The sequence below is a fragment of the Hydrogenophaga pseudoflava NBRC 102511 genome (genome assembly GCF_001592285.1).
GTDB lineage: Bacteria > Pseudomonadota > Gammaproteobacteria > Burkholderiales > Burkholderiaceae_C > Hydrogenophaga > Hydrogenophaga pseudoflava.
Genome location: NZ_BCWQ01000022.1, coordinates 15,430 through 41,262, shown reverse-complemented (window position 1 = coordinate 41,262; position 25,833 = coordinate 15,430). Strand labels below are relative to the sequence as shown.

Genomic DNA, 25,833 nt, shown 5'->3' with positions numbered 1-25,833 from the left:
CACCCAGGCGGAAGGTCAGGAATTCGGCATGGGCGCCTTGCTGGCCTGCGACGTGGCGGGCATCGCCGGCAGCGGTGGAGGGAGAGTGCATGTCCATGTAGGCCGTCCTTGAAACACAAATGGGGATTCATGAACTATCGGCCGGTCCGCCCGGTACTGAAGGCGGAAAAAGAGCCACTGGACCCGGGCAAATGACCGAATGACCGCCCACCATGGGTCCAAAGAGAAGGGCGCCCGACGGGCGCCCTTGAACACAGACCTGGTTTTCCCGGGACCTACTGCAGGTTCTGCGAGCTGCTGTCCATCAGCCCCATGTCGGGACTGCTCATCAGCGCCTCGATGTCCATCAGGATCAGCATGCGCTCGCCCACGCTGGCGATGCCCGTGATGAAGCTCGTGTCCATCGAGGTGTTCATCTCCGGCGCCGGCTTGATCAGCTCGCTGGCCAGCTCCAGCACGTCCGAGACCGAATCGACCACCGCACCGACCACCCGGCCGCGCACGTTGAGCACGATCACCACCGTGAAGCCGTTGTATTCCACCTTCTCGCAGCCCAGCTTGATGCGCAGGTCCACCACCGGCACGATCACCCCGCGCAGGTTCACCACGCCCTTGATGAAGTGCGGTGCGTTCGCGATCCGCGTAGGCTCCTCGTAGGAGCGGATCTCCTGCACCCGCAGGATGTCGATCCCGTATTCCTCCGCACCCAGGCGGAAGGTCAGGAATTCGGCATGGGCGCCTTGCTGGCCTGCGACGTGGCGGGCATCGCCGGCAGCGGTGGAGGGAGAGTGCATGTCCATGGTCGGGTCCTCGGAGGCGGGTTCAGAAGCTTTCCCAGTCGTCGCTGGCGCCAGCGCCGGTGGTCAGGGTCTTGGGGATTGGAGCCGGCGGGTTCGCCGGTGCCGGGCGCAGGGCCCTGGCAGGCGACGGGGGCGTCGGCTGGTGGGCAGGCGCTCTGGCCGGAGCGGCGGCCTTGGACACGGACGCGGGCTTGTGCACCGGCATCGAAGCCCCGCCGTTCACCCGGAACACGCTCACCGACTTCAGCAGCTGGTCGGCCTGCTGCTGCAGCGAGGCCGCGGCCGAGGCGCTTTCTTCCACCAGCGCGGCGTTCTGCTGCGTGGTCTGGTCCATGCTGGTCACGGCCTCGGCCACCTGGTTCACGCCGGCGTTCTGCTCCTGGCTGGCACTGCTGATCTCGCCCACGATGTCGGTCACGCGCTGGATCGACTGCACCACCTCCTGCATGGTCGATCCGGCCCGGTCCACCAGGGTCGTGCCCTGCTCGACGCGTTCGACACTGGCGTTGATCAGCTGCTTGATCTCCTTGGCCGCCTCGGCGCTGCGCTGCGCCAGCGTGCGCACCTCGCCGGCCACCACGGCAAAGCCTCGACCCTGCTCGCCCGCGCGCGCGGCTTCCACCGCCGCGTTGAGCGCCAGGATGTTGGTCTGAAAGGCAATGCCGTCGATCACGCCGATGATGTCGCTGATCTTCTGGCTGCTGTGCTGGATCTCGCGCATGGTCGACACCACCTGGCCCACCACCTCGCCGCCCTGCACAGCCACGCTGCTGGCACTGGCGGCCAGCTGGCTGGCGGCGCGGGCGTTGTCGGCGTTCTGTTGCGCGGTCGAGCCCATCTCTTCCATGGACGCGGAGGTTTGCTCCAGCGCCGAGGCCTGCTGCTCGGTGCGGCTGGACAGGTCCTGGTTGCCCTGGGCGATCTGCGCGCTGGCCGTGGCCACGCCCTCGGCGCCCTGGCGCACGGAGCTGACCAGCGAGCTCAGGGCCTGCTGCATCTTTTGCATGGCGGTCAGCAGCTGGCTGGTCTCGTCGCGACCGCTGACCACGATCTTCTGCGTGAGGTCGCCGCTGGCGATGTGATCGGCGATGCCCACGGCATCGGTGATCGGCCGCACGATGGAACGCGTGATCAGCACCGCCGCCAGCAGGCCGATGGCCATGGCTGCAGCGGCCAGCACCAGCACTGCCAGCAGGACCTGCCGATAGGAAACGGCCGACTCCTTCTTGACCTGGTCCGCATGGTTCACATTGAAGGCCCAGAGCTTGTCCAGCTTGGCCTGCAATTGCTCGAAGTACTCGCGCGACGGGCCGGTCAGGCGCTCTTCGGCCACCGACTTGCCGGCACCACCGATCTGCCCGGACAGGGCCTGGATGGCGCCCCACTGACTCACGTAGCGCAGCGCATCGGCCTGGGCTTCCTGCCACAGGGCGCGCTCCTCGTCGCCGCTGATCAGCGGCTCATACGCCTTGAATGTCTGCAGCAGATCGGCCTGGTGTTTCGCGATGTCGGCTTCCAGCGCCAGCAGCCGGCTCGGGTCTTCGGACACCAGGTGGTTGTATTCGAAGCGGCGCAGATTCAGGGACGTGCTCTTGAGATCGGCCGCCACCTGCAGCGACGGCACCGTGTTGTCCGCGATGCTGAGCAGGTCGTCGTTCGTGTCGCTCAGGCCCACATAGGCCGCAAGCGTGAGCGCCGCCATCAGCGACATCACCAGGCCAAAGCCCAGGGCCAACCGGTGACCCAGCTTGAGATTGTTGAAAATGCTCATGAACACCTCGCCTGAGGATGGACGCGTTGAGTTTGGGGGACCTCTTCAGCGCACGCCCGCACCGAAGCGCCTGAACACGGACACCGCCTGCCGGGCCAGGATGGCGTGCCGGATCTGCAGCGACACACGGTGTCCCCAGCACTATCGGCGCGCCGGGCACAAGCTGAAGTGCGAAAAAAGAGTGCAATTCGACCCCAGATCCCACGCATCCGTCGCGCCGGTGATCGCCATCGACCGGCGGGTCTGCTACCTTGGGTCCATGTCCAGCCCGCACACGCCTCCCTCAGCGCCTTCTGCTGCCTGCCTGCAGCCCAGCACCGCCATCGACAGCGACCACCCGCTGGTCCTGGCCTTCGCGCGCGAACACGCCACCGGCCAGACCGAGCGCGAGCGGGCGGTGTCGCTGTACCTGGCGGTGCGCGACCGCCTGCGCTACGACCCCTACCGCATCGACCTGTCACCAGCGGGCATGCGGGCGAGCACGGCGCTGTCGCAAGGATTCGGCTGGTGCGTGCCCAAGGCGGTGGCGCTGGCGGCGGTGGCGCGCGCCGCGGGCATTCCGGCCCGGCTGGGGTTTGCCGACGTGCGCAACCACCTGTCCACCGAACGCCTGCGCCAGACCATGAAGACCGACGTCTTCGCCTGGCACGGCTACACCGCGCTCTGGATCGACGGCGCCTGGCGCAAGGCCACGCCGGCCTTCAACCTCTCGCTGTGCGAGAAGTTCGGTCTGCTGCCGCTGGAGTTCGACGGCGTCGGCGACTCGCTCTACCACCCCTACGACCGCGCGGGGCAGCGGCACATGGAATACGTGAACGAGCGCGGGCAGTTCGACGACCTGCCGCTGGCCGCCATCCGGGCCACGTTCGCCGAGCTCTATCCGTTCTGGACGCAGGCGCCGGACGTGGGCACGGCCGACTTTGCGCAGGATGCGGCCCGGGAAAGCGGCGCCTGAGCCGGCTGAGCGCCGGCCCGGGACTCAGTTGGAGAACTTGAAGACCGCCGTGCTGGCCAGCAGGTTGGGCGCAAAGCGCACCTCGCGGTCCTCCTGCAGACCGAAGCTGTCGTCCACGGTCAGGCCACAGCTGCGCGCCAGCACCTCGAAATCGGCGTAGGTGCCGACACGGATGTTGGGCGTGTCGTACCACTGGTAGGGCAGGCGCCGGGTCACGGGCATGCGGCCCTGCAGCACCGCCAGTCGGTTGGGCCAGTGGGCGAAGTTGGGAAAGGCCACGATGCCGATGCGGCCCACGCGGGCGGTCTCGCGCAGCATGGTTTCGGCGTTGCGCAGGTGCTGCAGGGTGTCGATCTGCAGCACCACGTCGAAGGCGTCGTCCCCGAACATGGAGAGGCCGTCCTCCAGGTTGAGCTGCAGCACGTTGACCCCTCGCCGGATGCAGGCGTGCACCTTGGCGTCGTCGATCTCGACGCCATAGCCGCTGCACTGGCGCGTGGCCTGCAGGTGGGCCAGCAGGGCGCCGTCACCGCAACCGAGGTCGAGCACGCGCGAGCCCGGCGGCACCAGCCGGGCGATGGATTCGAGCAGGTGGCGCTCGCTCATTGCACACCTCCGGCGATGGTCTGTTCGAAGTAGCCCTTCACGGCCGCGTGGTAGCGCGGGTCGTCGAGCAGGAAAGCGTCGTGCCCGTGCGGCGCGTCGATCTCGGCGTAGCTCACGTCGCGCCGGTTCTCCAGCAGCGCCTTGACGATCTCGCGCGAGCGCGCGGGCGAGAAGCGCCAGTCGGTGGTGAAGCTCACCAGCAGGAACTTGGCCTGGGCCCGCGCCAGCGCCGCGCTGAGGTTGCCGTCAAACTCGCGGGCCGGGTCGAAGTAGTCCAGCGCGCGTGTGATGAGCAGGTAGGTGTTGGCGTCGAAGTACTCGCTGAACTTGTCGCCCTGGTATCGCAGGTAGCTCTCAATCTGGAACTCCACGTCTTGGGTGGAATACCGGTAGGCCAGTTCGGCAGCAGCTGCTGGGTCTTCGCCATCGGCGGCCCGCAACGTGCGACCGAACTTCTCGTTCATCACGTCGTCGCTCAGATAGGTGATGTGGCCGATCATGCGGGCGATGCGCAGGCCGCGGCGCGGCAGCGTGCCGGCGCGCAGGTAGTGGCCGTCATGGAAGTCCGGGTCGGTGACGATGGCGCGGCGCGCCACTTCGTTGAAGGCAATGTTCTCGGCCGTGAGGTTGGGCGCGCTGGCCACCACCACCGCGTGGCGCACACGCTCGGGGTACTGCAGCGTCCAGGACAGCGTCTGCATGCCCCCCAGGCTGCCGCCCATGACCGCGGCGAGCTGCCCGATGCCCAGGATGTCGAGCAGCCGGGCCTGGGCATCGACCCAGTCTTCGACCGTCACCACCGGAAAGTCGGCGCCCCAGGGCTGGCCGGTGGCCGGGTTGGTGTGGGTCGGGCCGGTGCTGCCGAAGCAGGAGCCGATGTTGTTCACGCCGATCACGAACCAGCGGTTCGTGTCCACCGACTTGCCCGGGCCGATCATGTTGTGCCACCACCCTTCGCTGCGCGCGATCGGCTGGCCACGCTCGTCGGCGTGCAGCCCGGCCACGTGGTGGCTGGCGTTCAGGGCGTGGCATATCAGCACCGCGTTGGAGCGGTCGGCGTTGAGGCTGCCGTAGGTTTCATAGACCAGCTCATAGGCCGGCAGGACCGCGCCACTCCGGAGCGGCAGGGGCTCATCGAAGCGCTGGGTTTGTGGTGTGACGATCACGGTGGTTCACCTCGGGGGCTGGCAAAGCCCCAAAAACAGAAATCCCGGTGCCGCAAGGTGCGAGACCGGGAGTCCCCCCTTTAGCGGTATTTGTAGAGCGCCCGCAATCCGGACAAATCGGCGCTGGGAAGCAGTATAGAGGGAAGGCCACGACCCATGTTCTGTCGCGCAACAGGGTCCTGGCGGAGATCCGGTGTTGCAAATGCGCACCAGCGCGGAGGGCGGCTTGAGGCGCCCCCAAAAAAAGAACTTGCTTTCAGACAAACGGCGCATAATGGCCCGGCGAGCGTCCAAAACGCGCGCAAAACAAGTGATCGGTTGGTTTCGCGTGCTACAGAATTGTTTGCTGCCGGGGCTCCATCGCTATCTTTTTCTGTGTTTCTAGGAGTCCCAACCATGGGCAACAAACTGTACGTGGGCAACCTGCCCTACAGCGTGCGCGACGAAGACCTGCAACAGTCCTTCAGCGCCTTCGGCTCTGTCAACAGCGCCAAGGTCATGATGGAGCGCGACACTGGTCGCTCCAAGGGTTTCGGCTTTGTCGAGATGGGCAGCGATGCCGAAGCTCAGGCCGCCATCCAGGGCATGAACGGTCAGTCGCTGGGCGGCCGCAGCCTGGTGGTCAACGAAGCCCGTCCCATGGAACCGCGCCCCCCCCGCTCCGGTGGCGGTGGTTTCGGCGGCGGCCGTCGTGAAGGCGGCTACGGCGGTGGCGGTGGCGACGGCGGTTTCCGCAGCCCCTACGGCAACGGCGGCCGTCGTGAAGGCGGTGGCGGTCGCGGCGGTTACTGATTTCCCTCAGGCAGGCCGGTCTCCACACAGGCCTGCAAGCCCCCGAACAAAAGCCCCTCGACGAGGGGCTTTTTTCATGCCGGGGCGCCGTGAACCAACAGCGTCAGGACGCCGGCTTGCCCTGGCCCTGGCGGTGCTTGCGCGCACGCCCCGCCAGCAGCCGGTCGAACCAGGCGTTGGGCAACAGCCGCAACAGCTTGGCCACCATCCCCATCTGCCAGGGAATGACGCGGTAGCTGCTGCCGGCCTCGATCGCGGCGAAGGCCCGGTCGGCAAACACCTCGGGGCTGAGCAGAAACGGCATCGCATAGCGGTTCTCGCGGGTCAGCGGCGTGTCCACATAGCCCGGCAGCAAGGTCACCACACGCACACCGCTGCCCCGCAGCTCACCGCGCAGGCTTTCGCAATAGGCCACCACGGCGGCCTTGCTGGCGCAGTAGGCCCCGTGCCCCGGCAGGCCCCGGATCGCCGCCACGCTGGCGATGCCGACCAGCCGCCCGCTGCCGCGCGCGCGCATGTCCGCCACGAAGGGATGGAAGGTGGCGGCCATCCCGGTGTTGTTGGTGGCAAAGGTGCGCGCCATCACCGCCAGATCCTCGCGCTCGGTGGTGTCCATGCCGATGCTGATGCCGGCGTTGGCCACCACCACCTCGGGCACGCCCTGCTGCTCGAGGCAGCTCAGGCCGGCCTGCACGATGCCATCGATGTCGGCCACATCGGCCCGGTAGACGCGGCAGCGCTGGGCGTCCCAGCCCTGCGCGTCCACCCAGGCCTGCAGCTCTTCGCTGCGTCGGGCCACCAGGGCCAGCCGGTAACCGGCGCGGGCACAGCGCAAGGCAAGCGCCTGACCGATACCGCTGGAAGCGCCGGTGATGAAGGCCAGCGGCGCGCTGGTGCCTGGCACGCTGCTCATGGGCGGGGGGCGAACAAGGCGCGCACGTGGCCCGTGAGCACCGCCACACGGGCGTCGCCCGCATAGTCGAGGTTGTCGGCCGTGATCTGGTCCTGATCGCGCACCAGCAGCACTGGCTGGTCGGACATGATGTGCTCCGGCTCGGTGCTCACCCGCAGGTACTCGCCGTGAAATTCCAGCCGCGGCAACGGTTCCCCGTTGACGCCTTTGCCGGCCTGACGGACCACGGCGGCGTTGCCCTCCAGCACAAACACCGTGCCCTCGTCGTTGCTGGTGATCTGCCGGGCCGTGGCGGTGGAGAGCTGGCGCTGCTGCCCGAAGGAGCGCACGCGGGCGGCATCCACCACCAGGGTCCCGACGTCGGGATGGTGCCGCGCCGCCGTGCCGTACAGCTCGGTCTTCAGTGTCCCGCTCGGCTCGAACACCTTGACCGAAAAGCGCTGCATGAAGTAATCGGGCTCATGGGTCACCTCGGGCTTGGGCCCGGGCTCTTCGGGGATCGGGGTCGCCCGCAACAGCCAGTACGAGGCCAGCGCCAGCAGCATCATGAGCAGCACGGGCAGGTAGATGGACATCCGGTCCCACCAGCGAGAGAAGCTGTGGCGGCCAGAAGAGGCCCCCGGCAGGGTTGCGGTGTTCATCGCGCCGCCGCCTCCAGCTCCACCGCATAGGCACCTCGCGCCACCAGCAGCAGGTCGCACAGCTCGCGCACGGCCCCGGCACCGGGCAGGCGCTGCGTCACATGATGGGCCAGCGCCAGCACCTCGGGATGGGCGGTCGGCGGGACGCAGGCGAAGGCCACACGGCGCAGCATGGGCAGGTCCGGCCAGTCGTCCCCCATGGCGGCAGCGGCCGACCAGTCCAGGCCCAGTTCGGCCAGGATGGCCTCGGCGGCGGGGCGCTTGTCCTCGGTGCCAAAGCGGGTGTGGCGCACGCCCAGGGCGGACAACCGGGCCCGCAGCGCCAGGGAGTCGCGGCCGCTGACCACGGCAGGCGTGATGCCCGCGCGCTGCAGCAGCTTGATGCCGTGGCCATCGAGCGTGTGAAAGCGCTTGAGCGCTTCGCCCGACTCGCCGAAATACAGGCCGCCGTCGGTGAGCACCCCGTCGACATCGAAGAACACCACGCGCACCGGCTGCGCCCGCAGCAGCAACTCGGGATCAATGTTCAGCACGGGGCGCAAGGGCGGCAGGTTCTCGGACATCCGGCAATGCTAACGGGTGGCCGGCTCAGATGACTTTCGCCCGCATCAGGTCGTTGCTGTTGAGGGCGCCCACCAGGGCGCCGGTGTCGTCGACCACCAGCACGCTGGTGATGCGGCTGGCTTCCATCAGGTCGGCCGCTTCGACCGCCAGCGCATCGGCACGCACGGTGCGCGGGTTCGGATGCATCACGTCCCCGGCGCTCAACGCCCGCAGGTCGGTGCTGTTGCCGGTGCGCTCGATGACCCGCCGCAGGTCGCCGTCGGTGAAGATGCCCAGCACCTGCCCGTCCCCGTCGACCACGGCGCTCATGCCCAGCCCCTTGGCGCTCATCTCGCGCATCAGGCCCATCAGCGGCACATCAAGGGTCACACGCGGCACGTCGTCGCCGCTGCGCATCACGTCGCTGACATGGGTCAGCAGCTTGCGCCCCAGCGATCCGCCCGGGTGGGAACGGGCGAAGTCGTCGGCCTTGAAGCCCCGGGCGTTCAGCAGCGCCACCGCGAGCGCGTCGCCCAGCGCCAGCTGTGCGGTGGTGCTGGCCGTGGGCGCGAGGTTGTGCGGACAGGCCTCCCGCGCGACCGCGGTGTCCAGCACCACATCGGCGTGGCGGGCCAGGGTCGAATCCGGCCGGCCGGTGAAGGCGACCAAGGGCACACCCATGCGCTTGATCAGCGGCAGGATGGCCGACAGCTCGTCGCTCTCGCCGCTGTTGCTGATGCCCAGCACCACGTCGGCGGGCGTGATCATGCCCAGGTCGCCGTGGCTAGCTTCGGCCGGGTGCACGAACATGGCGGGCGTGCCGGTCGAGGCCAGGGTGGCGGCGAGCTTGCGGCCGATGTGGCCGCTCTTGCCCATGCCGGTGACCACCACGCGGCCCGTGCAGGCCAGCAGGCAGCGCACCGCATCGGCGAATCGCTCGTCGAGCCGGCCGGCCAGCGCCGTCACCGCCTCGGCCTCGATCTGAAGGGTCTCGCGCGCCATCGCCAGCAGGCGCGTGGCTTCTAGGGAAAGGGCCGTGCTCATAGGCGGATTATCGCGTGGGGCACCCATTACCATCAGGGCGCATGAATTCCCTGGACATCACCCTGCTGTACCTGCTGGCGGCCGTGCTGGGCGTGGTCGGCTGCCGCATGCTGCGGCTGCCGCCCATGCTGGGTTATCTGGTGGTCGGCGTGGTGATCGGTCCGAATGCACTGGCGCTGGCCCAGAACTCGCAGGGCCTGCGCTACCTGGCCGAGTTCGGCGTGGTGTTCCTGATGTTCGTGATCGGACTGGAGTTCAGCCTGCCCAAGCTGCGCGCCATGAAGCGCCACGTGTTCGGGCTGGGCCTGTCCCAGGTGGTGCTGACCGTGCTGCTGACCACCCTGGCCTCGCTGGCGCTGGGCTGGTTCCTGCCGACCTGGTGGAAGATGGAATGGCAGATGGCGCTGGCCCTGGGCGGCGTGATGGCCATGAGCAGCACCGCCATCGTGATCAAGCTGGTGGCCGAGCGGCTGGAGCTGGAGTCCGAGCATGGCAAGCGCGTGGTCGGCATCCTGCTGTTCCAGGACCTGGCCGTGGTACCTCTGCTGGTGCTGATCCCGGCCCTGGGTTCGCCGCCCGACGAGCTGTTCAAGGCGCTGGGCATCGCCCTGCTCAAGGCCACTGTGCTGCTGGGCATCCTGCTGACCGGCGGACAGAAGCTGATGCGCTGGTGGCTGACCCTGGTGGCGCGGCGCAAGAGCGACGAGCTGTTCATGCTCAACCTGCTGCTGATCACGCTGGGCCTGGCATGGATGACCGAACACGCGGGCCTGTCGCTGGCGCTGGGTGCCTTCGTCGCCGGCATGCTGATCTCGGAGACCGAATACAAGCACCAGGTGGAGACCGACATCCGGCCCTTCCACGACGTGCTGCTGGGCCTGTTCTTCATCACCATCGGCATGCTGCTGGACTGGCGTCTGGTGCTGGAGCGCTGGCCGCTCGTGTTGTTGCTGCTCTCGCTCTCGCTGGCGTTCAAGATCGGCATGATCACCAGCCTGACGCGGCTGTTCGGCGCACCCATGGGCACCGCCCTGCGCACCGGCCTCTACCTGTGCCAGGCCGGCGAGTTCGGCCTGGTGCTGCTGTCGCTGGCCGGGCAGCACCAGCTGGTGCCGCCCGCGCTGTTCAACCCCATCCTGGCGAGCATGGTGATCTCCATGCTCGCCACGCCCTTCATCATCCAGTACACCAACGACATCGTCACCCGCGTGGTGGGCAGCGACTGGCTGATGCAGTCGGTGCAGATGACCAGCATCGCGCGCCGCTCGATCAACGCCGACAAGCACGTGATCATCTGCGGCTACGGCCGCTGCGGCCAGAACCTGGCGCGGCTGCTGGAGGCCGAAGGCATCCCCTACATGGCACTGGACCTGGACCCGGACCGGGTGCGCCAGGCCGCCGCCGCCGGCCATTCCGTGGTGTTCGGTGACGCGGCACGGCTGCAGGCGCTCATGGCCGCCGGCCTGCACCGCGCCAGCGCGGTGGTCATCACCTACATCGAGACCGCCAGCGCGCTCAAGGTCCTGCATCACGCGCACGAACACGCACCGCAGGTGCCGGTGGTGGTGCGCACCATCGATGATGTCGACGACGGCAAGCTGCGCGCCGCCGGCGCCACCGAGGTGGTGCCCGAAGCGATCGAGGCCAGCCTGATGCTGGCCAGCCACGCGCTGGCGCTGGTGGGCGTTCCAATGCGGCGCGTGATCCGGGTGGTGCAGGACCAGCGCGACGCCCGCTACAGCCTGCTCAAGGGCTACTTCCACGGCGCCGATGACAGCAGTGCGGAGGAAGCCGAACACGAACGGCTGTCGACGGTGACGATTCCGCCGGGCGGGCGCAAGGTGGGTCGAACGCTGGGCAGTGTGGCGCTGGAGGCCATGGGCGTGCGCGTGGCCAGCCTGCGTCGCGCCGGAGGCCAGAACACGCCGTTTGACGACACCACCGTGCTCGATGGCGGCGACACCCTGGTGCTCAGCGGCAAGGCACCCGCGCTCGCCCTGGCCGAGGAAAAGCTCCTCTCCGGCAAGGCCTGAGGCGGCCGACCGCAAAAGTCCTTATTACGGTAATGTTTTTGTGACCATACGGTTTCGCTTGCAACCGGTCGGTCTTTAATGCGGTCTTTGCACCCACCCCACTGGAGACCGAAATGTTGGATCGACGCGCCTTTCTGGGCGCCGGCATCGCCGGCACCGCTGCCTTGACCTTCTCGTCCGTGTGGTCGCAACAGACCACGCCGAACTTTGGCCCGCCGATGCTGCCGGCCAATGGCGTCAAGCGCATGAAGCTGGGCGCGATGGAGGTGATTGCGCTCAACGACGGTGCGCTGCGCCGCCCGCTGGGCGAGGAGTTCGTGCGCAACGTGCCGCTGGAGCAGGTCAAGTCGCTGCTGGCCTCGCAAAACCTGCCCACCGATTACGTCGACATCCCGTTCACGCCCTTTCTGGTGGTCAGCCCGGCGGGGCGCTTCCTGCTGGACACCGGCTTTGCCGACAACGGACCGCCGACCACCGGCAAGCTCGCGGCGCAGCTGGTCGCCGCCGGCTTCAAGCCCGAAGACGTCGACCACGTGGTCATCAGTCACTACCACGGCGACCACATCAACGGCCTGCGCAAGAAGGACGGTTCGCTGGCCTTTCCCAAGGCCAAGGTGCACGTGCCGGCGCCGGAACACGCCTTCTGGTTCGACGACGCGAAGATGAACGCGGCGCCCCCTGCCGCCAAAGGCGCCTTCGAGAACGCTCGCAAAGTCATCGGCAGCCTGCCGGCCGACATCCTGGTGAAGTACGAGCCCGGCCAGGAACTCGCGCCCGGCATCAGGGCCGAGGCGGCGTTCGGTCACACGCCGGGCATGAGCATGGTGTCGGTGCAGTCCGAGGGTCAGAGGTTCATGTACGTGGCCGACCTGACCAACGTGCCCTCGCTGTTCGCGCGCAGCCCCGACTGGGCGGTGCAGTTCGACATGGACGCCGAACTGGCCCGCCAGACCCGCCGCCGCGTGTTCGACATGCTGGTCAAGGACAAGGTGACGGCAGGCGGCTACCACTTCCCATTCCCGGCGTTGGGCACCATCGAGACCGCGGGCAGCGGCTACCAGTTCAAACCCGTCGCCTGAGCGCGGCGGCGGTGTCTTCATAATGGCTTCCATGGACACCACCGCCTTCCTCAAGAGCCACATCCGCACCGTGCCCGACTGGCCCGCGCCGGGCGTGCAGTTCCGTGACATCACGCCGCTGCTGCAGAACCCGCGGGTCTTCCGGGTGCTGATCGACACCTTCGTGCACCGCTACATGGACCCGTCGCTGCGGCCCTCCGTGGTGGCGGGGCTTGATGCCCGCGGCTTCATCATCGGTTCGGTGCTGGCCTACGAGCTGGGTGTCGGCTTCGTGCCGATCCGCAAGAAGGGCAAGCTGCCCTTCACCACGGTGGAGGAGACCTACGAGCTGGAGTACGGCAGCGCCACGGTCGAACTGCACACCGATGCGGTGAAGACCGGCGACCGTGTGCTGCTGATCGACGACCTGATCGCCACCGGCGGCACCATGATGGCTGGTCGCCGCCTGCTGGAGAAGCTGGGGGCCGAGGTGATCGAAGGGGCGGCCATCGTGGATCTGCCGGAACTCGGCGGTTCACGCAAACTGCTCGACTCCGGCCTGCCCCTCTTCACGCTGGTGCATTTCGAGGGTCATTGAGCGCGGCCCGCCGGGCCTGGTCAGAGCCTGCCGTACTGGGTTTCGCTCAGTCCGGCGAAATCGCTGTGGACTTCCGGCGGTTGCTCCATCTGGGCCACGGCCGGGGCCTCCATGCGGTGTGCAGGCAGCGCCGGGGTCTCCAGGGCCGAGCGGAATGCCGCCACCTGTTCGGGAGCCAGCGGGCGGGCGGAACCGGATGCCGCGGCGCTCTCGCGCCGGGTCTGCGCCGCCACCGAGGCCTTGAGTGCAACACCCCGCAGATCGTGCACCGGCTGGCGGCGCCAGTACACCGCCTGCACCTGCATGGAATGGCGCGATCGGGCGCTGCCCTGGATCCAGCGCTCAATCTCCAGCAGGTACTCGTCGGGCATCACGTCGGCTGGCAGCGTAAGGTTGATCAGCACCAGGAAGCCGTCGCCCGTGGAGTCCAGGGCCAGCACTTTGAACTCGTAGCTGGTGGACAGCACGCCCGCACGGATCAGGGACTCGCGCACGACCGAAAACAGCTGCTCGCGGCGCAGGATGCGCCGTCCCCGCCGCGGGGAGATCAGGGGCAATGTGGTCTGGCCGAAGGAGCGACGGGGCTTGCGCCCGCCAGTGGCTCCGGCATCGGACTTTTTGGCTTGCAGCCAGCGCAGGAGGGACATGGGCGAAGTATGCCTTCAGGAACGTTGACTTGTGACAGCTGCAGCGGGACAGACTCTCAGCACCGGTCGCCCGAAGTCGTGCACCCGCATCAGGTGACGGCCACGCGCTTGGGCTTGTTGTACATGCGCCGGGCCAGCACTGCCGCCATGGCCACGGTCAGTTCCAGTGCAATGACAGGGAAGCGGGCGGACAGCTCGCGGAACCGCAACGGGGTCAGGCACCACAGCCGGCTGTGGCCACCGGCGTTCACCGTCGCGCTGCGGGGCAGGTGACTGAAGAACGCCCCTTCGCCCAGCACCGAACCCGCGCCGACCATGGCGATGCGCACACGGTCCTTGTCGTCTTCGTAATGCACGGTGAGGCTGCCGCTTTCGACAAAGTAGACCGTCCGGTCCTTGACGCCCTGCTCAATGAGAACCTGCCCCTGGCTGAGGGTCACCGGCTGCAGGTAATCGCCCAGCAACTGCCATTGCGCATCCGAAAGGTTCACCGGCACCGCATCCAACGCGTTGCTGGTGCGCATGGCTTGCGCCAGCGCCAGAACGTCGAACCGCGGATCGGTGGGTACTCGGGCATTCATCCCTGCACCATACCGGCGGGAGCCATGGCCCCACAAGCCATGGTTACCGTTGCTTACGCTTTGGCTCCCGGTGGCGTCCTAAAGGAGGCCAGCGGTGGGCCTGTTAACGCCCCGTCACACTTTGGCGCCCGAGAACCAGCGCCGGAACACGCGGCCGGCCAGGCGGTAAGGCGCCATCAACCGCCACGACCGGCTGGCCAAGAGCTCGGCCATCCCTCGCTGGCTTTCGGCCAATGCAGCCTGCGACTGTGCAAGGGCCCGTTCCACCAGCCGGCAGTGGTCTTCCCGTTGCGACAGCTGAGCGTTCTTCCGCGCCAGGTCCGCCGCCAAGGCGACCTGCGACTGCAACCGCTCTTCCAGACGCCCGAGTGTGCGCGCGAGTCCCTGCACCTGGCGTCGCCAGACTTGGGCATCCTGCATCGGCCGGACCTCCGCCGGACACGGGCCCGCCCGCCCATCCTCCAGCGAAAGCCCGGGCAGCGACCGAAGATCAAAGAAGTCCAGCGGGACCATCTCGTTGGTGATCACCATCAGGTGCCCCGAGCGGTCCAGGTCCAGCCCCTTGGGACCTCCCTCCTGTGGGTTGGAGCGCCCCTGCAGAAAGGTGTGCTCGTCCAGCACCCGCAGCCGGCAGCCGTGCCGCTGCTCACCCCGCCAACGACCATCGGGACAGGTGTAGACGTGTACGAACGGCGCACCAGCGTCGGCCACCAGGATGCGCCGCGAGTTCTCCACGAAGCGCAGGCCGTGGGGATAGTCGACACCCAGCAGGCGGGCATCGGGCTCGGCATCCGGCCCGAGCGGCCGGCTGGTGTCATACAGGCGCACGCAATGCTCGTTGTGGTTGCTGACAGCGATCCATCGTCCGTCGGGGCTGTGGGCCACCCCGTCGGGTATGTCCAGCCCCCGGGCCAGCAGAGGTGACCCCGCGACGGCGCCTGGCCGGGCACCGTCCAGGTCCACCAGGTGCTGGGTCACCTGATGCGCATAGTTGTTGCAGACCAGCACATCCAGGCAACCGCACGCCATGGGGCGGGCGCTGACGGACCCCGGCGTCTCCACCAGCCCCGGATGGACTGTCTCAAGGCGCAGCAGCGGTTGAAGTTCACGGGGTGTCGCGCCCCCGGTGGGCGGTGGAATGTGGAACACCGGCACACCACCCTGGCGATTGGCCACCAGCAGGGTGTCGTCGCTGCTCCAGAACAGACCATGGGGGTAGGAAAACTCGCGCGAGACGAATGGCTGGGGACTGTGCAGGCGCACATGGGGGCCCTTTGCGCCCCAGTCGATGTCGATGCCCAGGACCAGCACACGATTGCTCAGGTGACCCGCAATGGCCAGCCGCCGGTTGTCAGGCGACAGGTGCACGTCCTCGGTGCGGCCCAGCTCGGCCAGGGCAGACGCCACACCGGGTCCGTGCACGACGGGCAGGCGCCCGGCCTCCAGCGTGGGCGCCGTGGTCGTCGCGTCGGTATCGAACTCGGAAGCACTCATCGCGGGCCTGTCCGGTGGGGTGGGTACAAGTGTGAGATTTTGTACCCAAGCCAGCGGCCCGCCGGTGCTCACTTCCCAATGCAGAACCTGGAAAAGATCTCGCCCAGCAGGTCGTCGGCGCTGAACTCGCCAGTGATCTCGCCCAGCGCCACCTGCGCCAGCCGCAGCTCTTCGGCCAGCAGGTCCAGGTGCTCGGCCTGCGCCGCCAGGTGCTCGTGCGCCAGCGCCAGGTGCTCGCCCACGCGGCGCAACGCCTGCAGGTGCCGCTCGCGGGCCATGAACAGGCCGTCGCCCGCGTGCTGCCAGCCGGCCAGATCGAGCAGGCGCTGGCGCAGCGCCTCCAGGCCTTCGCCCTGCTTGGCCGAGATGACCAGTTCGCCGACCGCCTCGGCGCGCGCCTTCAAGGGCATCGCGCCCGCGCTGCACTGGTCCCGCTTGTTCCACACCGGCAGCAGCGTCACACCCGCGGGCAAGTCGGCAGCGATGGCCGCGTCGGCCGCCTGGTAGTCGGCCTGGTCGGCGCGGCTGAGGTCGTGCAGAAACAGCACCGCATCGGCCTGTTCGATCTGGCCCCAGGCGCGCTGGATGCCGATCTGCTCCACCTCGTCCACGTCGGCGCCGTGGCGCAGGCCCGCGGTGTCGATCACGTGCAGCGGCACGCCTTCGATCTGGATGGTCTGCTGCACCAGGTCGCGCGTGGTGCCGGCAATGGGGGTCACGATGGCCAGCTCGGCCCCGGCCAGTGCATTGAGCAGCGAACTCTTGCCCGCGTTGGGCTGACCGGCGATCACCACCTTCAGGCCGTCGCGCAGCAGCGCACCCTGGCGCGCCTCGGCCAGCACCGCGTCCAGCCCGGCGCGCAGCCGGTGCAGTTGGCCGCTGGCGTCGGCCTTCTGCAGGAAATCGATTTCTTCCTCGGGAAAGTCCAGCGTCGCCTCGACCAGCATGCGCAGGTTCACCAGCGCGTCGCGCAGCGCGTGGATGCGCTCGGAGAACACACCCGCCAGCGACCGGCTGGCGCTGCGCGCCGCAGCCTCGGTGCTGGCGTCGATCAGGTCGGCCACCGCCTCGGCCTGCGCCAGATCGAGCTTGTCGTTCAGGAACGCGCGCTCGGTGAACTCGCCCGCGCGCGCCGGGCGCAGGCCGCGCAGCAGCGGCTGGCCATCGTCTCCCGGAGACTGCGCCACCTGCAGGCAGCGCGCCAGCAGCAGCTGCAGCACCACCGGCCCGCCGTGGCCCTGCAGTTCCAGCACGTCCTCGCCGGTGTACGAGTGCGGCCCCGGAAACCACAGTGCCAGCCCGTGGTCGATGGGCTGGCCGGCGGCGTCGGCAAACGGCAGATAGGTCGCCTCACGGGCTTTCAGCGAGCGCCCGAGCAGCGCCCGCACGAACGCTGCCAGCCCCTGGCCCGACACCCGCACGATGCCCACCGCCCCGCGACCGGGTGCGGTGGCGATGGCGGCGATGGGGTCACGGGACGCAGCGAGCATGGGCAAAAGGATAGGCGGAAAAACAATGGGCCTGCATCGCAGGCCCATCGGATGGTTCAACCCGTTGTTCAGCTCTTGAACAGGGTGATCGGATTGGTGATCTTCAGCGGCACGCCCATCTTGCTGTTGATGTACGCCTGCTGGGCGATGGTCAGCAGGTTGTTCGTGATCCAGTACAGCACCAGACCGGCCGGGAAGAAGAAGAACATGACCGAGAACATCAGCGGCATCAGCCACATCATCTTGGCCTGCAGCGGATCGGGCGGCAGCGGGTTCAGCGCGGTCTGCACGATCGTGGTCAGCGTCATCACGAACGGCAGCACGTAGAACGGGTCCTTGGTCGAGAGGTCGGTGATCCAGCCCATCCACGGCGCGTTGCGCATCTCCACCGACGACAGCAGCACCCAGTACAGCGCGATGAACACCGGAATCTGGATCAGGATGGGGAAACAACCACCCAGCGGGTTGACCTTCTCCTCCCGGTAGATCTTCATCATCTCCTGCTGCATCAGCTGCGGGTTGCCCTTCAGGCGCTCACGCATTTCCGTGATGCGCGGGTTGATGGCCTTCATCTTGGCCATCGAGCGGTATGCGCTGGCGTTGAGCCAGTAGAACGCCGCCTTGAGCAGCACCACCAGCAGCACGATCGCCCAGCCCCAGTTGCCCACGAAGCCGTGGATCTTCTCCAGCAGCCAGTACAGCGGCTTGGCAATGATGGTCAGCCAGCCGTAGTCCTTGACCAGCTCCAGACCGGGGGCCGTGGTCTCCAGCACCTTCTCCAGTTGCGGGCCCACGAACAGACGCGCGTCGAGCTTCTGGCTCTGGCCGGGGGCGATGGCGGGCAGGGTGCTGATCGCGCCGATGGAGAACAGGTTGTTGTCGATTCGGCGGGCGAAGTTCTCGCGCGCCGCGCCCTCGGGCAGCAGCCAGGCGGAGGTGAAATAGTGCTGCACCATGGCCACGTAGCCGTCCGTGGCGCTCTTCTCGAAGGTGGCCTTGTTATCGGTGATCTGGCCGAATTCGATCTTCTGGTACTTCTGGGCCGAGGTGTAGACCGCCGGACCGGTGAAGGTCGAATAGAACGGCGTCTCGCTGTCGGTCTTGTTGCCGTCTCGCACCAGCTGCACGTAGAGCTGCGGTGTCACCGGCGCGGCGCCGGTGTTGACCACCTCGTGCGCGACGTCGATGGTGTAGCTGCCACGCTTGAGCGTGTAGGTCTTGACCAGCTTGACGCCGCCGACGTCGGCCGACTCGAACTTCACCGCCAGCGTGTCCTGACCATCGGCCAGCGAGTTGGGTCCGGGCACCAGCGCCATCGGCGTCTTGTGCGTCGGGAAGCTGCCGCCGATCAGGCCGGTCTGCGCGATGTAGGTGTGCTGGTCGTTCTGGGCCAGCAGCTGGAACGGCTCGGAGCCCAGCTGCTTGCTGGCGTGCTTCAGCAGCGTCGCGCCGATCAGCGAACCGCCTTCGCTGTTGAAGGTCAGCTTGAACACATCGGTGGTCACCTCGTGGCGCACAGCCGCCGGAGCGGGCGCACCCGCATCAGGCGCCGCCGCTCCGGAAGCGGCGGAAGCACTGGCGGAGGTGGCGGCCGGCACGCTGGCATCGGCCGCCGGCGCCGCTTTCTGCTCAGCCGGCGCGGTCGCGGCCGACGACGGGAAGAACGTCGGTGCCTTGCCGTTGTGGATCTGCCACTTGTCCCAGATCAGGACCATCGAAAAACCAAAAACCACCCAGAGGATGGAACGGCGGATGTCGTTCATGAAGGGTTCTTCTTTTCTGAGGAAACAGGAATCAGGTGAGAGAACAGTGCGGGCGCCGCGTCGGGCACCGGGTCGCAACCGCCCTCGCACCAGGGACCACAGCGCCCGATGCGCCTGAGCATCAGATACCCACCGGCCAGAGCGCCGTGGCGCTGCAAGGCCCCCAGCGCGTAGACCGAGCAGGTGGGCTCGAAACGGCAACTGCCGCCCAGCCAGGGACTGAGCAACAGGCGGTAGCCCTTGACCAGTCCGATGAGGGCCTGGCGCGGCCAGTCGCGCATCATGCCGCAAGCTCCGGCCGTGCGGCGATGCGTCCCAGCAACTGGGTCAGTTCGGCGCGCACCGCCCGTTTGAGCACGTCCGAGGTGGCGCTCACGAACTGCTCGCGGCTGAACCCGCTGCGCAGCCGCACGACCAGCGCCGCCGGCGGCAACTGGCTCGCGGCCAGGCGGGTGGCCTCGTACACCTGGCGCCGGATGGCGTTGCGGGTGACGGCCCGCTTGGCCCAGCGCTTGGGCAACACGACGCCAACCCAGGTGTCAGACACCGGAAACAGCAAACGCCCGTGCTCCGTGCCTGGCAGTGCCAACCGGTGCAGGGCGAAATGAGGGGTTTTGGCCACGATGGCACCCGCCATGGCAGCCTGGAACTGGGGCCGGGTCCGGATGCGCTGCATCAGACGACCGGAGTCACAGGCGCGCTGGAGAGCGTGGGCCCGGCCGACCAAGGACTGATCGATGCGGCAGGGCGGATCAGGCTCAGACGGCCAGACGCTTGCGGCCCTTGGCGCGGCGTGCGTTGATGACGGCGCGGCCACCGCGGGTCTTCATGCGCACGAGGAAACCGTGGGTACGGGCGCGCTTGATCTTCGAAGGCTGGTAGGTGCGTTTCATTGCCATGGCAGTGCGGCCCAGGCAAGGCCAGGGCGATTCAAGTTGGAGGGAAACCCGCAATTATCGCCGAGAAAGACCGAAAGCAGCAAGCGCGGTTGTCGCAAACCCGGATTTGAGGCCGATCCGCCGGCCCGGTCGATGAACATGTAACAGTCACCCGAGGGGTGTGGATAACTTTTCGGCGGGCCTACAATGCCGATCCAGCCCCGAGCCGTTTGTCCACAAGAACAATCTTTCCTTCCCGTTTCATGATCGAGGGCCATTCCCCCCTTTCTGCTGCCAGCGACGCCTCGTCGCTCTGGCTGTCCTGCGTCGACCGTCTCGCCCAGGAAATCCCCGAGCAGCAGTTCAACACCTGGATCCGTCCGCTCTCGGCCACGGTCGCGCCCGACGGGTCGCGCGTCACCGTGGCGGTCGCCAACCGCTTCAAGATGGACTGGATCCGGGCGCAGTACGCGGCCCGGATCACCGCCTTGCTGGAGGGCATCCAGGGTGCTCCCGTGGTACTGGAGTTAGCGCTTGCTCCTCGCGAAACCACCATCCGAAGCACCCCGTCGACGCGCACCGTGCAGGAACAGGTGCTGGCCGAGCTGCCCGATGTGGCGCCCGCCGAGCCCACCGCAGCCACCGGACCGCGCAGCCGCCTGAACCCGGCGCTGACCTTCGCCACGCTGGTTGAAGGCTCGGCCAACCGCATGGCGCGCGCCGCCGCGATGCACGTGGCCGGCAGCCTGGGTCAGCTCTACAACCCGCTGTTCATCTATGGCGGCGTCGGTCTGGGCAAGACCCACCTGGTGCACGCCATCGGCAACCAGTTGCTGGCCGACAAGCCGCAGGCCAAGGTTCTGTACATCCACGCCGAGCAGTTCGTCTCGGATGTGGTCAAGTCCTACCAGCGCAAGACGTTTGACGAGTTCAAGGAGCGGTACCACTCGCTCGATCTGCTGCTGATCGACGACGTGCAGTTCTTCGCCAACAAGGAACGCACGCAGGAAGAGTTCTTCAACGCGTTCGAGGCGCTGCTGGCCCGCAAGAGCCACATCGTGCTGACCAGCGACACCTATCCCAAGGGTCTGGCCGACATCCACGAGCGCCTGGTTTCTCGCTTCGATTCGGGCCTGACGGTGGCCATCGAACCGCCCGAACTGGAAATGCGCGTGGCGATCCTGATCAACAAGGCCGCGGCCGAGAATGCCGTGATGCCCGAGGAGGTCGCCTTCTTCGTCGCCAAGAACGTGCGCTCGAACGTGCGCGAACTCGAAGGCGCGCTGCGCAAGATCCTGGCCTACAGCCGCTTCAACCAGAAAGAGATATCGATCCAGCTGGCTCGCGATGCACTCAAGGACCTGCTGTCGATCCAGAACCGCCAGATCTCGGTCGAGAACATCCAGAAGACGGTGGCCGACTACTACAAGATCAAGGTCGCGGACATGTACAGCAAGAAGCGCCCGGCCAGCATCGCCCGGCCGCGCCAGATCGCGATGTTCCTGGCCAAGGAGCTGACCCAGAAAAGCCTGCCCGAGATCGGCGAGCTGTTCGGCGGCCGGGACCACACGACGGTGCTGCACGCAGTGCGCAAGATCGCGGCCGAGCGCCAGACCAACACGGAGCTGAACCAGCAGCTGCACGTGCTGGAGCAGACCCTGAAAGGCTGACCGGGGGCGCCCGGAGCGGTCTGTAAAAACAGGTGAAAATAGCTACGTTTTGGGTTTCGAGGGGGCTGAGAGGCATGCCCGAGGAGAGCGCCGCGACAGAGCGCCAGTCAACCAGTGACGAAAGAGTCTGACATGATCGTTTTGAAGTCTTCCCAGGCCCAGGTGCTGGCCGCGCTGCAGTCGGTCGCCGGCATCGTCGAGCGGCGCCACACGCTGCCCATCCTGGCCAACGTGCTGCTGCGCAAGACCGGAGGCCAGGTGCAGCTGACCACCAGCGACCTGGAAATCCAGATCCGCACCACGGCCGAACTGGGTGGCGACGACGGCAGCTTCGCCACCACGATCGGCGCGCGCAAGCTGATCGACATCCTGCGCACCATGCCGGCCGACCAGGCTGTGAGCCTGGAGCACACCGGTGGCAAGACCATTCTCAAGGGTGGCAAGAGCCGCTTCACGCTGCAGAGCATGCCGCCCGAAGACTTCCCACTGGTGCAGGAATCGGCCAGCTTCGGCCCCGTGTTCTCGGTGCCGCAAAAGACGCTCAAGAGCCTGCTGGGCCAGGTGTCGTTTGCGATGGCGGTGCACGACATCCGCTACTACCTCAACGGCATCCTGTTCGTGGCCGAGGGTACGAAGCTCTCGCTGGTCGCCACCGATGGCCACCGCCTCGCGTTTGCCAGCGCCGAGCTGGACGTGGAAGTGCCCAAGCAGGAAGTCATCCTGCCGCGCAAGACCGTGCTGGAGCTGCAGCGCCTGCTGTCCGACAAGGAAGGCGCGATCGAGATGCAGTTCGCGGCCAACCAGGCCAAGTTCAGCTTCGACGGCATGGAGTTCGTCACCAAGCTGGTCGAGGGCAAGTTCCCCGACTACAACCGCGTCATCCCAAAGAACCACAAGAACATCGTCACGCTGGGCCGCCAGCCGCTGCTGGCCAGCCTGCAGCGCACCGCGATCATGACCAGCGAGAAGTTCAAGGGCGTGCGCCTGAACGTCGAGCCGGGCACGCTGCGCGTGGCGTCCAGCAACGCCGAACAGGAAGAGGCGGTCGACGAGCTCGACATCGACTACGGCGGCGACGCCATCGAAATCGGCTTCAACGTCACCTACCTGATCGATGCGCTGCAGAACATGGGCCAGGAAATGGTCCGCATCGAACTGCAGGACGGCAACAGCTCCGCGCTGATCACCAACCCCGAAGACAACGCGTTCAAGTACGTGGTCATGCCCATGCGGATCTGATCCGCAACACCCGCAGCCACCTTGCATGCCAACCCGCTGATCAGCGGGTTTGGCGTTTCTAGAAGTCAGAGAAATTCACCATGTCCGAAGCCAACAAGCCCGCCGATTCCGGAAAAGACGCCGTTCACACCGGTGAAGCAGGCGCCGACAGCTCCAATTTCCAGCCCAAGATCGACGCGAACCAGGCCGGCGCCAGTGAAGGCTATGGCGAGGGGGCGATCCAGATCCTGGAAGGCCTGGAGGCCGTTCGCAAGCGCCCGGGCATGTACATCGGCGACACGTCCGACGGCACCGGCCTGCACCACCTCGTCTTCGAAGTGGTGGACAACTCCATCGACGAAGCCCTGGCCGGCCACTGCGACGACATCGTCGTCACCATCCACACCGACAACTCGATCAGCGTGACCGACAACGGCCGCGGCATCCCGACCGGTGTGAAGATGGACGACAAGCACGAGCCCAGGCGCTCGGCCGCCGAAATCGCGCTGACCGAGCTGCACGCGGGCGGCAAGTTCAACCAGAACAGCTACAAGGTCTCGGGCGGCCTGCACGGCGTGGGCGTGTCCTGCGTGAACGCACTGTCGGTGTGGCTGCGCCTGACGGTGCGCCGCGAAGGCCAGGTCCACCAGATCGAGTTCGCGCGCGGTTTCGTGCAGAACCGCATCGTCGAGATGCGCGACGGCGTCGAGGTCTCGCCGATGAAGGTGATCGGCGCGACCGAGAAGCGCGGCACCGAGGTGCACTTCCTGCCCGACACCGAGATCTTCAAAGAGAACAACGACTTCCACTACGACATCCTGGCCAAGCGCCTGCGCGAACTCTCGTTCCTGAACAACGGCGTGCGCATCCGCCTGAAGGACGAGCGCAGCGGCAAGGAAGACGACTTTTCCGGTGCCGGCGGCGTCAAGGGCTTTGTGGAGTTCATCAACAAGGGCAAGCAGGTCCTGCACCCCAACTGCTTCCACGCCATCGGCGACCGCCAGAGCGACCAGGGCACCAACATCGGTGTCGAGGTGGCCATGCAGTGGAACAGCGGCTACAACGAGCAGGTGCTCTGCTTCACCAACAACATCCCGCAGCGCGACGGCGGCACCCACCTGACCGGCCTGCGCGCCGCGATGACGCGCGTCATCAACAAGTACATCGAAGAGAACGACTTCGCGAAGAAGGCCAAGGTCGAAGTGACTGGTGACGACATGCGCGAAGGCCTGTGCTGCGTGCTCTCCGTCAAGGTGCCCGAACCCAAGTTCAGCAGCCAGACCAAGGACAAGCTGGTGTCCAGCGAAGTGCGTGGCCCGGTGGAAGACGTGGTGGCCCGCCTGCTGACCGACTACCTGCAGGAAAAGCCCAACGACGCCAAGATCATCTGCGGCAAGATCGTCGAAGCCGCCCGCGCCCGCGAAGCCGCCCGCAAGGCCCGTGAGATGACACGCCGCAAGGGCGTGCTCGACGGCATGGGCCTGCCGGGCAAGCTGGCCGACTGCCAGGAGAAAGACCCCGCCCTGTGCGAGATCTACATCGTCGAGGGCGACTCCGCCGGTGGCTCGGCCAAGCAGGGACGCGACCGCAAGTTCCAGGCGATCCTGCCGCTGCGCGGCAAGATCCTGAACGTGGAGAAGGCGCGCTACGAAAAGCTGCTGTCCTCCAACGAAATCCTGACCCTCATCACCGCGCTGGGCACCGGCATCGGCAAGGCCGGCGGCGAGGGTTCGGGCGGTGAAGGCAAGGACGACTTCGACGTCGCCAAGCTGCGCTACCACCGCATCATCATCATGACCGACGCCGACGTCGACGGCGCCCACATCCGCACCCTGCTGCTGACCTTCTTCTACCGCCAGATGCCCGAACTGGTCGAACGCGGCCACATCTACATCGCGCAACCGCCGCTGTACAAGGTGAAGAACGGCAAGGAAGAGCTGTACCTGAAGGACGCGCCCGCGCTGGACCAGTACCTGCTGCGCATCGCCCTGAACGGCGCCAAGGTGCAGACCGGTGGCGCCGCCAACACCGTGCTCGAAGGCGACACCCTGGCCGAGCTGGCGCGCAAGCACCAGGCGGCCGAGCGCGTGATCGAGCGCCTCTCCAACTTCATGGACGCCGAAGCGCTGCGTGCGATTGCCGACGGCGTGAGCGTCAAGCTCGACACCGTGGAAGAGGCCGAAGCCAGCGCCGTCGCCATGCAGGCCAAGCTGGCCGAGCTGAGCACCACCGGCGTGCCGCCCGAAGTGGCCGGCGAATTCGATGCGCGCAGCGACAAACCCATCCTGCGCATCAGCCGCCGCCACCACGGCAACGTCAAGAGCAGCATCCTCACGCAGGACTTCGTGCACGGCGCCGACTACGCCGCCCTGGCCACCGCGGCCGACACCTTCCGCGGCCTGCTGGGCGAAGGCGCCAAGGCGCAGCGCGGCGAAGGCGACAAGCAGAAGGAAGAAAAGGTCGGCGACTTCCGCCAGGCCATGCAGTGGCTCATCAGCGAAGCCGAACGCACCACCAGCCGCCAGCGCTACAAAGGCCTGGGCGAAATGAACCCCGAGCAGCTGTGGGAAACCACCATGGACCCGCAGGTGCGCCGCCTGCTGCGCGTGCAGATCGACGACGCGATCGAAGCCGACCGCGTGTTCACCATGTTGATGGGGGATGAGGTGGAGCCGCGGCGGGATTTCATCGAAACCAACGCGCTCAGAGCCGGCAACATTGACGTTTAATGTTGTCGGATGACAGAGAAAGTGAAAACTTTGCCAAGTTAGTGAAAAACTACTGACAGAGTTATTGCAAAAACCCGGCTGCGTCCCCCAGCTCTCCTCATGAGCCGGCACAAGCTGGGCTACTGGAAATCCTGTTGGGGTGGCCTTGACGGACCTACAGGTCCACAAGTGCCCTTTTGTTCCCAGTTGTTTCCAGATCAGTCGTTGCGAAGGCGCTGCTGCAGGTCACTTGCCCAGCGATTGGATGACCGTGAAAGGCTGGGTGCAGTCGCACAGGAATCGACACCGAATGTCGGCGGATATCTGAAGCTGACTTTGGTGGCCTCCTCAGCTGGAAGTCAGGTCTGCCCTGGAACCTGACAATGGCTGGTGGTGAGCAAACGGCACACGCTGGCGCCATACATCGCTGTTCTTTGCCATCAATGTCGGAGACGCGGCATTAA

At 66.9% G+C, this 25,833-nt stretch carries 24 protein-coding genes; 8 read left to right on the top strand and 16 right to left on the bottom strand.

What is annotated here, in order from left to right; genetic code table 11:
- Window positions 1-275 precede the first annotated feature (275 nt).
- Both HPS01S_RS20650 and HPS01S_RS22390 read right to left on the bottom strand, forming a co-directional pair.
- Complete coding sequence (locus HPS01S_RS20650; RefSeq protein ID WP_127807360.1) at window positions 276-794, bottom strand: chemotaxis protein CheW; 519 nt, start codon at window positions 792-794, stop codon at window positions 276-278.
- Window positions 795-822: 28 nt separating this feature from the next.
- Window positions 823-2,571, bottom strand: a complete 1,749-nt coding sequence (locus HPS01S_RS22390) for a methyl-accepting chemotaxis protein (protein ID WP_066160788.1) — start codon at window positions 2,569-2,571, stop codon at window positions 823-825.
- A gap of 259 nt (window positions 2,572-2,830) precedes the next feature.
- Between HPS01S_RS22390 and HPS01S_RS20640 the strand changes: the two genes are divergently transcribed.
- On the top strand, window positions 2,831-3,526 hold the full coding sequence (locus tag HPS01S_RS20640) for a transglutaminase domain-containing protein (RefSeq protein ID WP_066160785.1): 696 nt from the start codon (window positions 2,831-2,833) through the stop codon (window positions 3,524-3,526).
- Between the two features lie 24 nt (window positions 3,527-3,550).
- On the opposite strand, the gene metW is transcribed toward HPS01S_RS20640, so the two are convergent.
- Together metW and metX are read right to left on the bottom strand one after the other, a co-directional pair.
- Window positions 3,551-4,132: a methionine biosynthesis protein MetW gene (gene metW / locus HPS01S_RS20635; protein ID WP_066160783.1), complete on the bottom strand. Its 582-nt coding sequence runs from the start codon at window positions 4,130-4,132 to the stop codon at window positions 3,551-3,553.
- Window positions 4,129-5,298 carry a homoserine O-succinyltransferase MetX gene (metX, locus tag HPS01S_RS20630; RefSeq protein WP_066160778.1) on the bottom strand — a complete coding sequence of 390 codons (1,170 nt, stop codon included), beginning with the start codon at window positions 5,296-5,298 and terminating at the stop codon, window positions 4,129-4,131. The genes metW and metX overlap by 4 nt, the downstream gene beginning before the upstream one ends.
- Window positions 5,299-5,694: 396 nt before the next feature.
- Here metX and rbp point away from each other — a divergent pair, with 396 nt between their 5' ends.
- A complete protein-coding gene (rbp, locus tag HPS01S_RS20625) occupies window positions 5,695-6,090 on the top strand; it encodes an RNA-binding regulator (RefSeq protein WP_066160776.1) in 396 nt (131 codons plus the stop codon).
- Between the two features lie 103 nt (window positions 6,091-6,193).
- Here rbp and HPS01S_RS20620 read toward each other — a convergent pair whose 3' ends face one another.
- Genes HPS01S_RS20620 through HPS01S_RS20605 form a run of 4 tightly spaced genes read right to left on the bottom strand, consistent with a single transcriptional unit; the run spans window position 6,194 to window position 9,231 of the window.
- Window positions 6,194-7,003: an SDR family oxidoreductase gene (locus tag HPS01S_RS20620; RefSeq protein ID WP_066160773.1), complete on the bottom strand. Its 810-nt coding sequence runs from the start codon at window positions 7,001-7,003 to the stop codon at window positions 6,194-6,196.
- Complete coding sequence (lptC, locus tag HPS01S_RS20615; protein ID WP_066160770.1) at window positions 7,000-7,644, bottom strand: LPS export ABC transporter periplasmic protein LptC; 645 nt, start codon at window positions 7,642-7,644, stop codon at window positions 7,000-7,002. Before lptC ends, HPS01S_RS20620 begins: the two co-directional genes overlap by 4 nt.
- On the bottom strand, window positions 7,641-8,207 hold the full coding sequence (locus HPS01S_RS20610) for a KdsC family phosphatase (RefSeq protein WP_066160767.1): 567 nt from the start codon (window positions 8,205-8,207) through the stop codon (window positions 7,641-7,643). Before HPS01S_RS20610 ends, lptC begins: the two co-directional genes overlap by 4 nt.
- A 25-nt stretch (window positions 8,208-8,232) precedes the next feature.
- Entirely contained in the window at window positions 8,233-9,231 is a 999-nt protein-coding gene (locus HPS01S_RS20605) for a KpsF/GutQ family sugar-phosphate isomerase (protein WP_066160764.1), read from the bottom strand.
- A gap of 41 nt (window positions 9,232-9,272) precedes the next feature.
- Here HPS01S_RS20605 and HPS01S_RS20600 point away from each other — a divergent pair, with 41 nt between their 5' ends.
- The 3 genes from HPS01S_RS20600 (at window position 9,273) to HPS01S_RS20590 (ending at window position 12,920) form a co-directional block, all read left to right on the top strand.
- Complete coding sequence (locus tag HPS01S_RS20600) at window positions 9,273-11,264, top strand: monovalent cation:proton antiporter family protein (RefSeq protein ID WP_066160762.1); 1,992 nt, start codon at window positions 9,273-9,275, stop codon at window positions 11,262-11,264.
- 113 nt (window positions 11,265-11,377) lie between these two features.
- Window positions 11,378-12,343: an MBL fold metallo-hydrolase gene (locus HPS01S_RS20595; RefSeq protein ID WP_066160760.1), complete on the top strand. Its 966-nt coding sequence runs from the start codon at window positions 11,378-11,380 to the stop codon at window positions 12,341-12,343.
- A gap of 31 nt (window positions 12,344-12,374) precedes the next feature.
- Window positions 12,375-12,920, top strand: coding sequence for an adenine phosphoribosyltransferase (locus HPS01S_RS20590; protein WP_218016615.1), 546 nt, complete (start codon window positions 12,375-12,377; stop codon window positions 12,918-12,920).
- A 20-nt stretch (window positions 12,921-12,940) separates the two neighbouring features.
- Here the strand turns inward: HPS01S_RS20590 and HPS01S_RS20585 are convergent, their stop codons facing one another.
- From HPS01S_RS20585 to rpmH, 8 genes are all read right to left on the bottom strand, one after another.
- Window positions 12,941-13,567, bottom strand: coding sequence for a hypothetical protein (locus HPS01S_RS20585; protein ID WP_066160755.1), 627 nt, complete (start codon window positions 13,565-13,567; stop codon window positions 12,941-12,943).
- Between the two features lie 89 nt (window positions 13,568-13,656).
- Entirely contained in the window at window positions 13,657-14,148 is a 492-nt protein-coding gene (locus HPS01S_RS20580) for a Crp/Fnr family transcriptional regulator (RefSeq protein WP_066160753.1), read from the bottom strand.
- 114 nt (window positions 14,149-14,262) lie between these two features.
- On the bottom strand, window positions 14,263-15,642 hold the full coding sequence (locus HPS01S_RS20575; RefSeq protein ID WP_066160749.1) for an LpqB family beta-propeller domain-containing protein: 1,380 nt from the start codon (window positions 15,640-15,642) through the stop codon (window positions 14,263-14,265).
- A gap of 68 nt (window positions 15,643-15,710) precedes the next feature.
- Complete coding sequence (gene mnmE / locus HPS01S_RS20570) at window positions 15,711-17,132, bottom strand: tRNA uridine-5-carboxymethylaminomethyl(34) synthesis GTPase MnmE (RefSeq protein WP_066160747.1); 1,422 nt, start codon at window positions 17,130-17,132, stop codon at window positions 15,711-15,713.
- A gap of 68 nt (window positions 17,133-17,200) precedes the next feature.
- Window positions 17,201-18,895 carry a membrane protein insertase YidC gene (gene yidC / locus HPS01S_RS20565; protein WP_066160744.1) on the bottom strand — a complete coding sequence of 565 codons (1,695 nt, stop codon included), beginning with the start codon at window positions 18,893-18,895 and terminating at the stop codon, window positions 17,201-17,203.
- Window positions 18,892-19,179: a membrane protein insertion efficiency factor YidD gene (gene yidD, locus HPS01S_RS20560; protein WP_066160741.1), complete on the bottom strand. Its 288-nt coding sequence runs from the start codon at window positions 19,177-19,179 to the stop codon at window positions 18,892-18,894. The genes yidC and yidD overlap by 4 nt, the downstream gene beginning before the upstream one ends.
- Window positions 19,176-19,571, bottom strand: a complete 396-nt coding sequence (locus HPS01S_RS20555; RefSeq protein ID WP_066160738.1) for a ribonuclease P protein component — start codon at window positions 19,569-19,571, stop codon at window positions 19,176-19,178. The genes yidD and HPS01S_RS20555 overlap by 4 nt, the downstream gene beginning before the upstream one ends.
- Before the next feature lie 82 nt (window positions 19,572-19,653).
- Window positions 19,654-19,788, bottom strand: a complete 135-nt coding sequence (gene rpmH, locus HPS01S_RS20550; protein ID WP_066096666.1) for a 50S ribosomal protein L34 — start codon at window positions 19,786-19,788, stop codon at window positions 19,654-19,656.
- Between the two features lie 248 nt (window positions 19,789-20,036).
- Between rpmH and dnaA the strand changes: the two genes are divergently transcribed.
- The 3 genes from dnaA to gyrB all read left to right on the top strand — a co-directional run bounded on the left by dnaA (window position 20,037) and on the right by gyrB (window position 25,390).
- Complete coding sequence (dnaA, locus tag HPS01S_RS20545) at window positions 20,037-21,443, top strand: chromosomal replication initiator protein DnaA (RefSeq protein WP_066160735.1); 1,407 nt, start codon at window positions 20,037-20,039, stop codon at window positions 21,441-21,443.
- A gap of 132 nt (window positions 21,444-21,575) precedes the next feature.
- On the top strand, window positions 21,576-22,682 hold the full coding sequence (gene dnaN, locus HPS01S_RS20540; protein WP_066160732.1) for a DNA polymerase III subunit beta: 1,107 nt from the start codon (window positions 21,576-21,578) through the stop codon (window positions 22,680-22,682).
- Between the two features lie 80 nt (window positions 22,683-22,762).
- The gene (gene gyrB, locus HPS01S_RS20535; RefSeq protein WP_066160729.1) at window positions 22,763-25,390 is read left to right on the top strand and encodes a DNA topoisomerase (ATP-hydrolyzing) subunit B; all 2,628 of its coding nucleotides are present in this window, start codon (window positions 22,763-22,765) and stop codon (window positions 25,388-25,390) included.
- The last annotated feature ends 443 nt before the right edge of the window (window positions 25,391-25,833 follow it).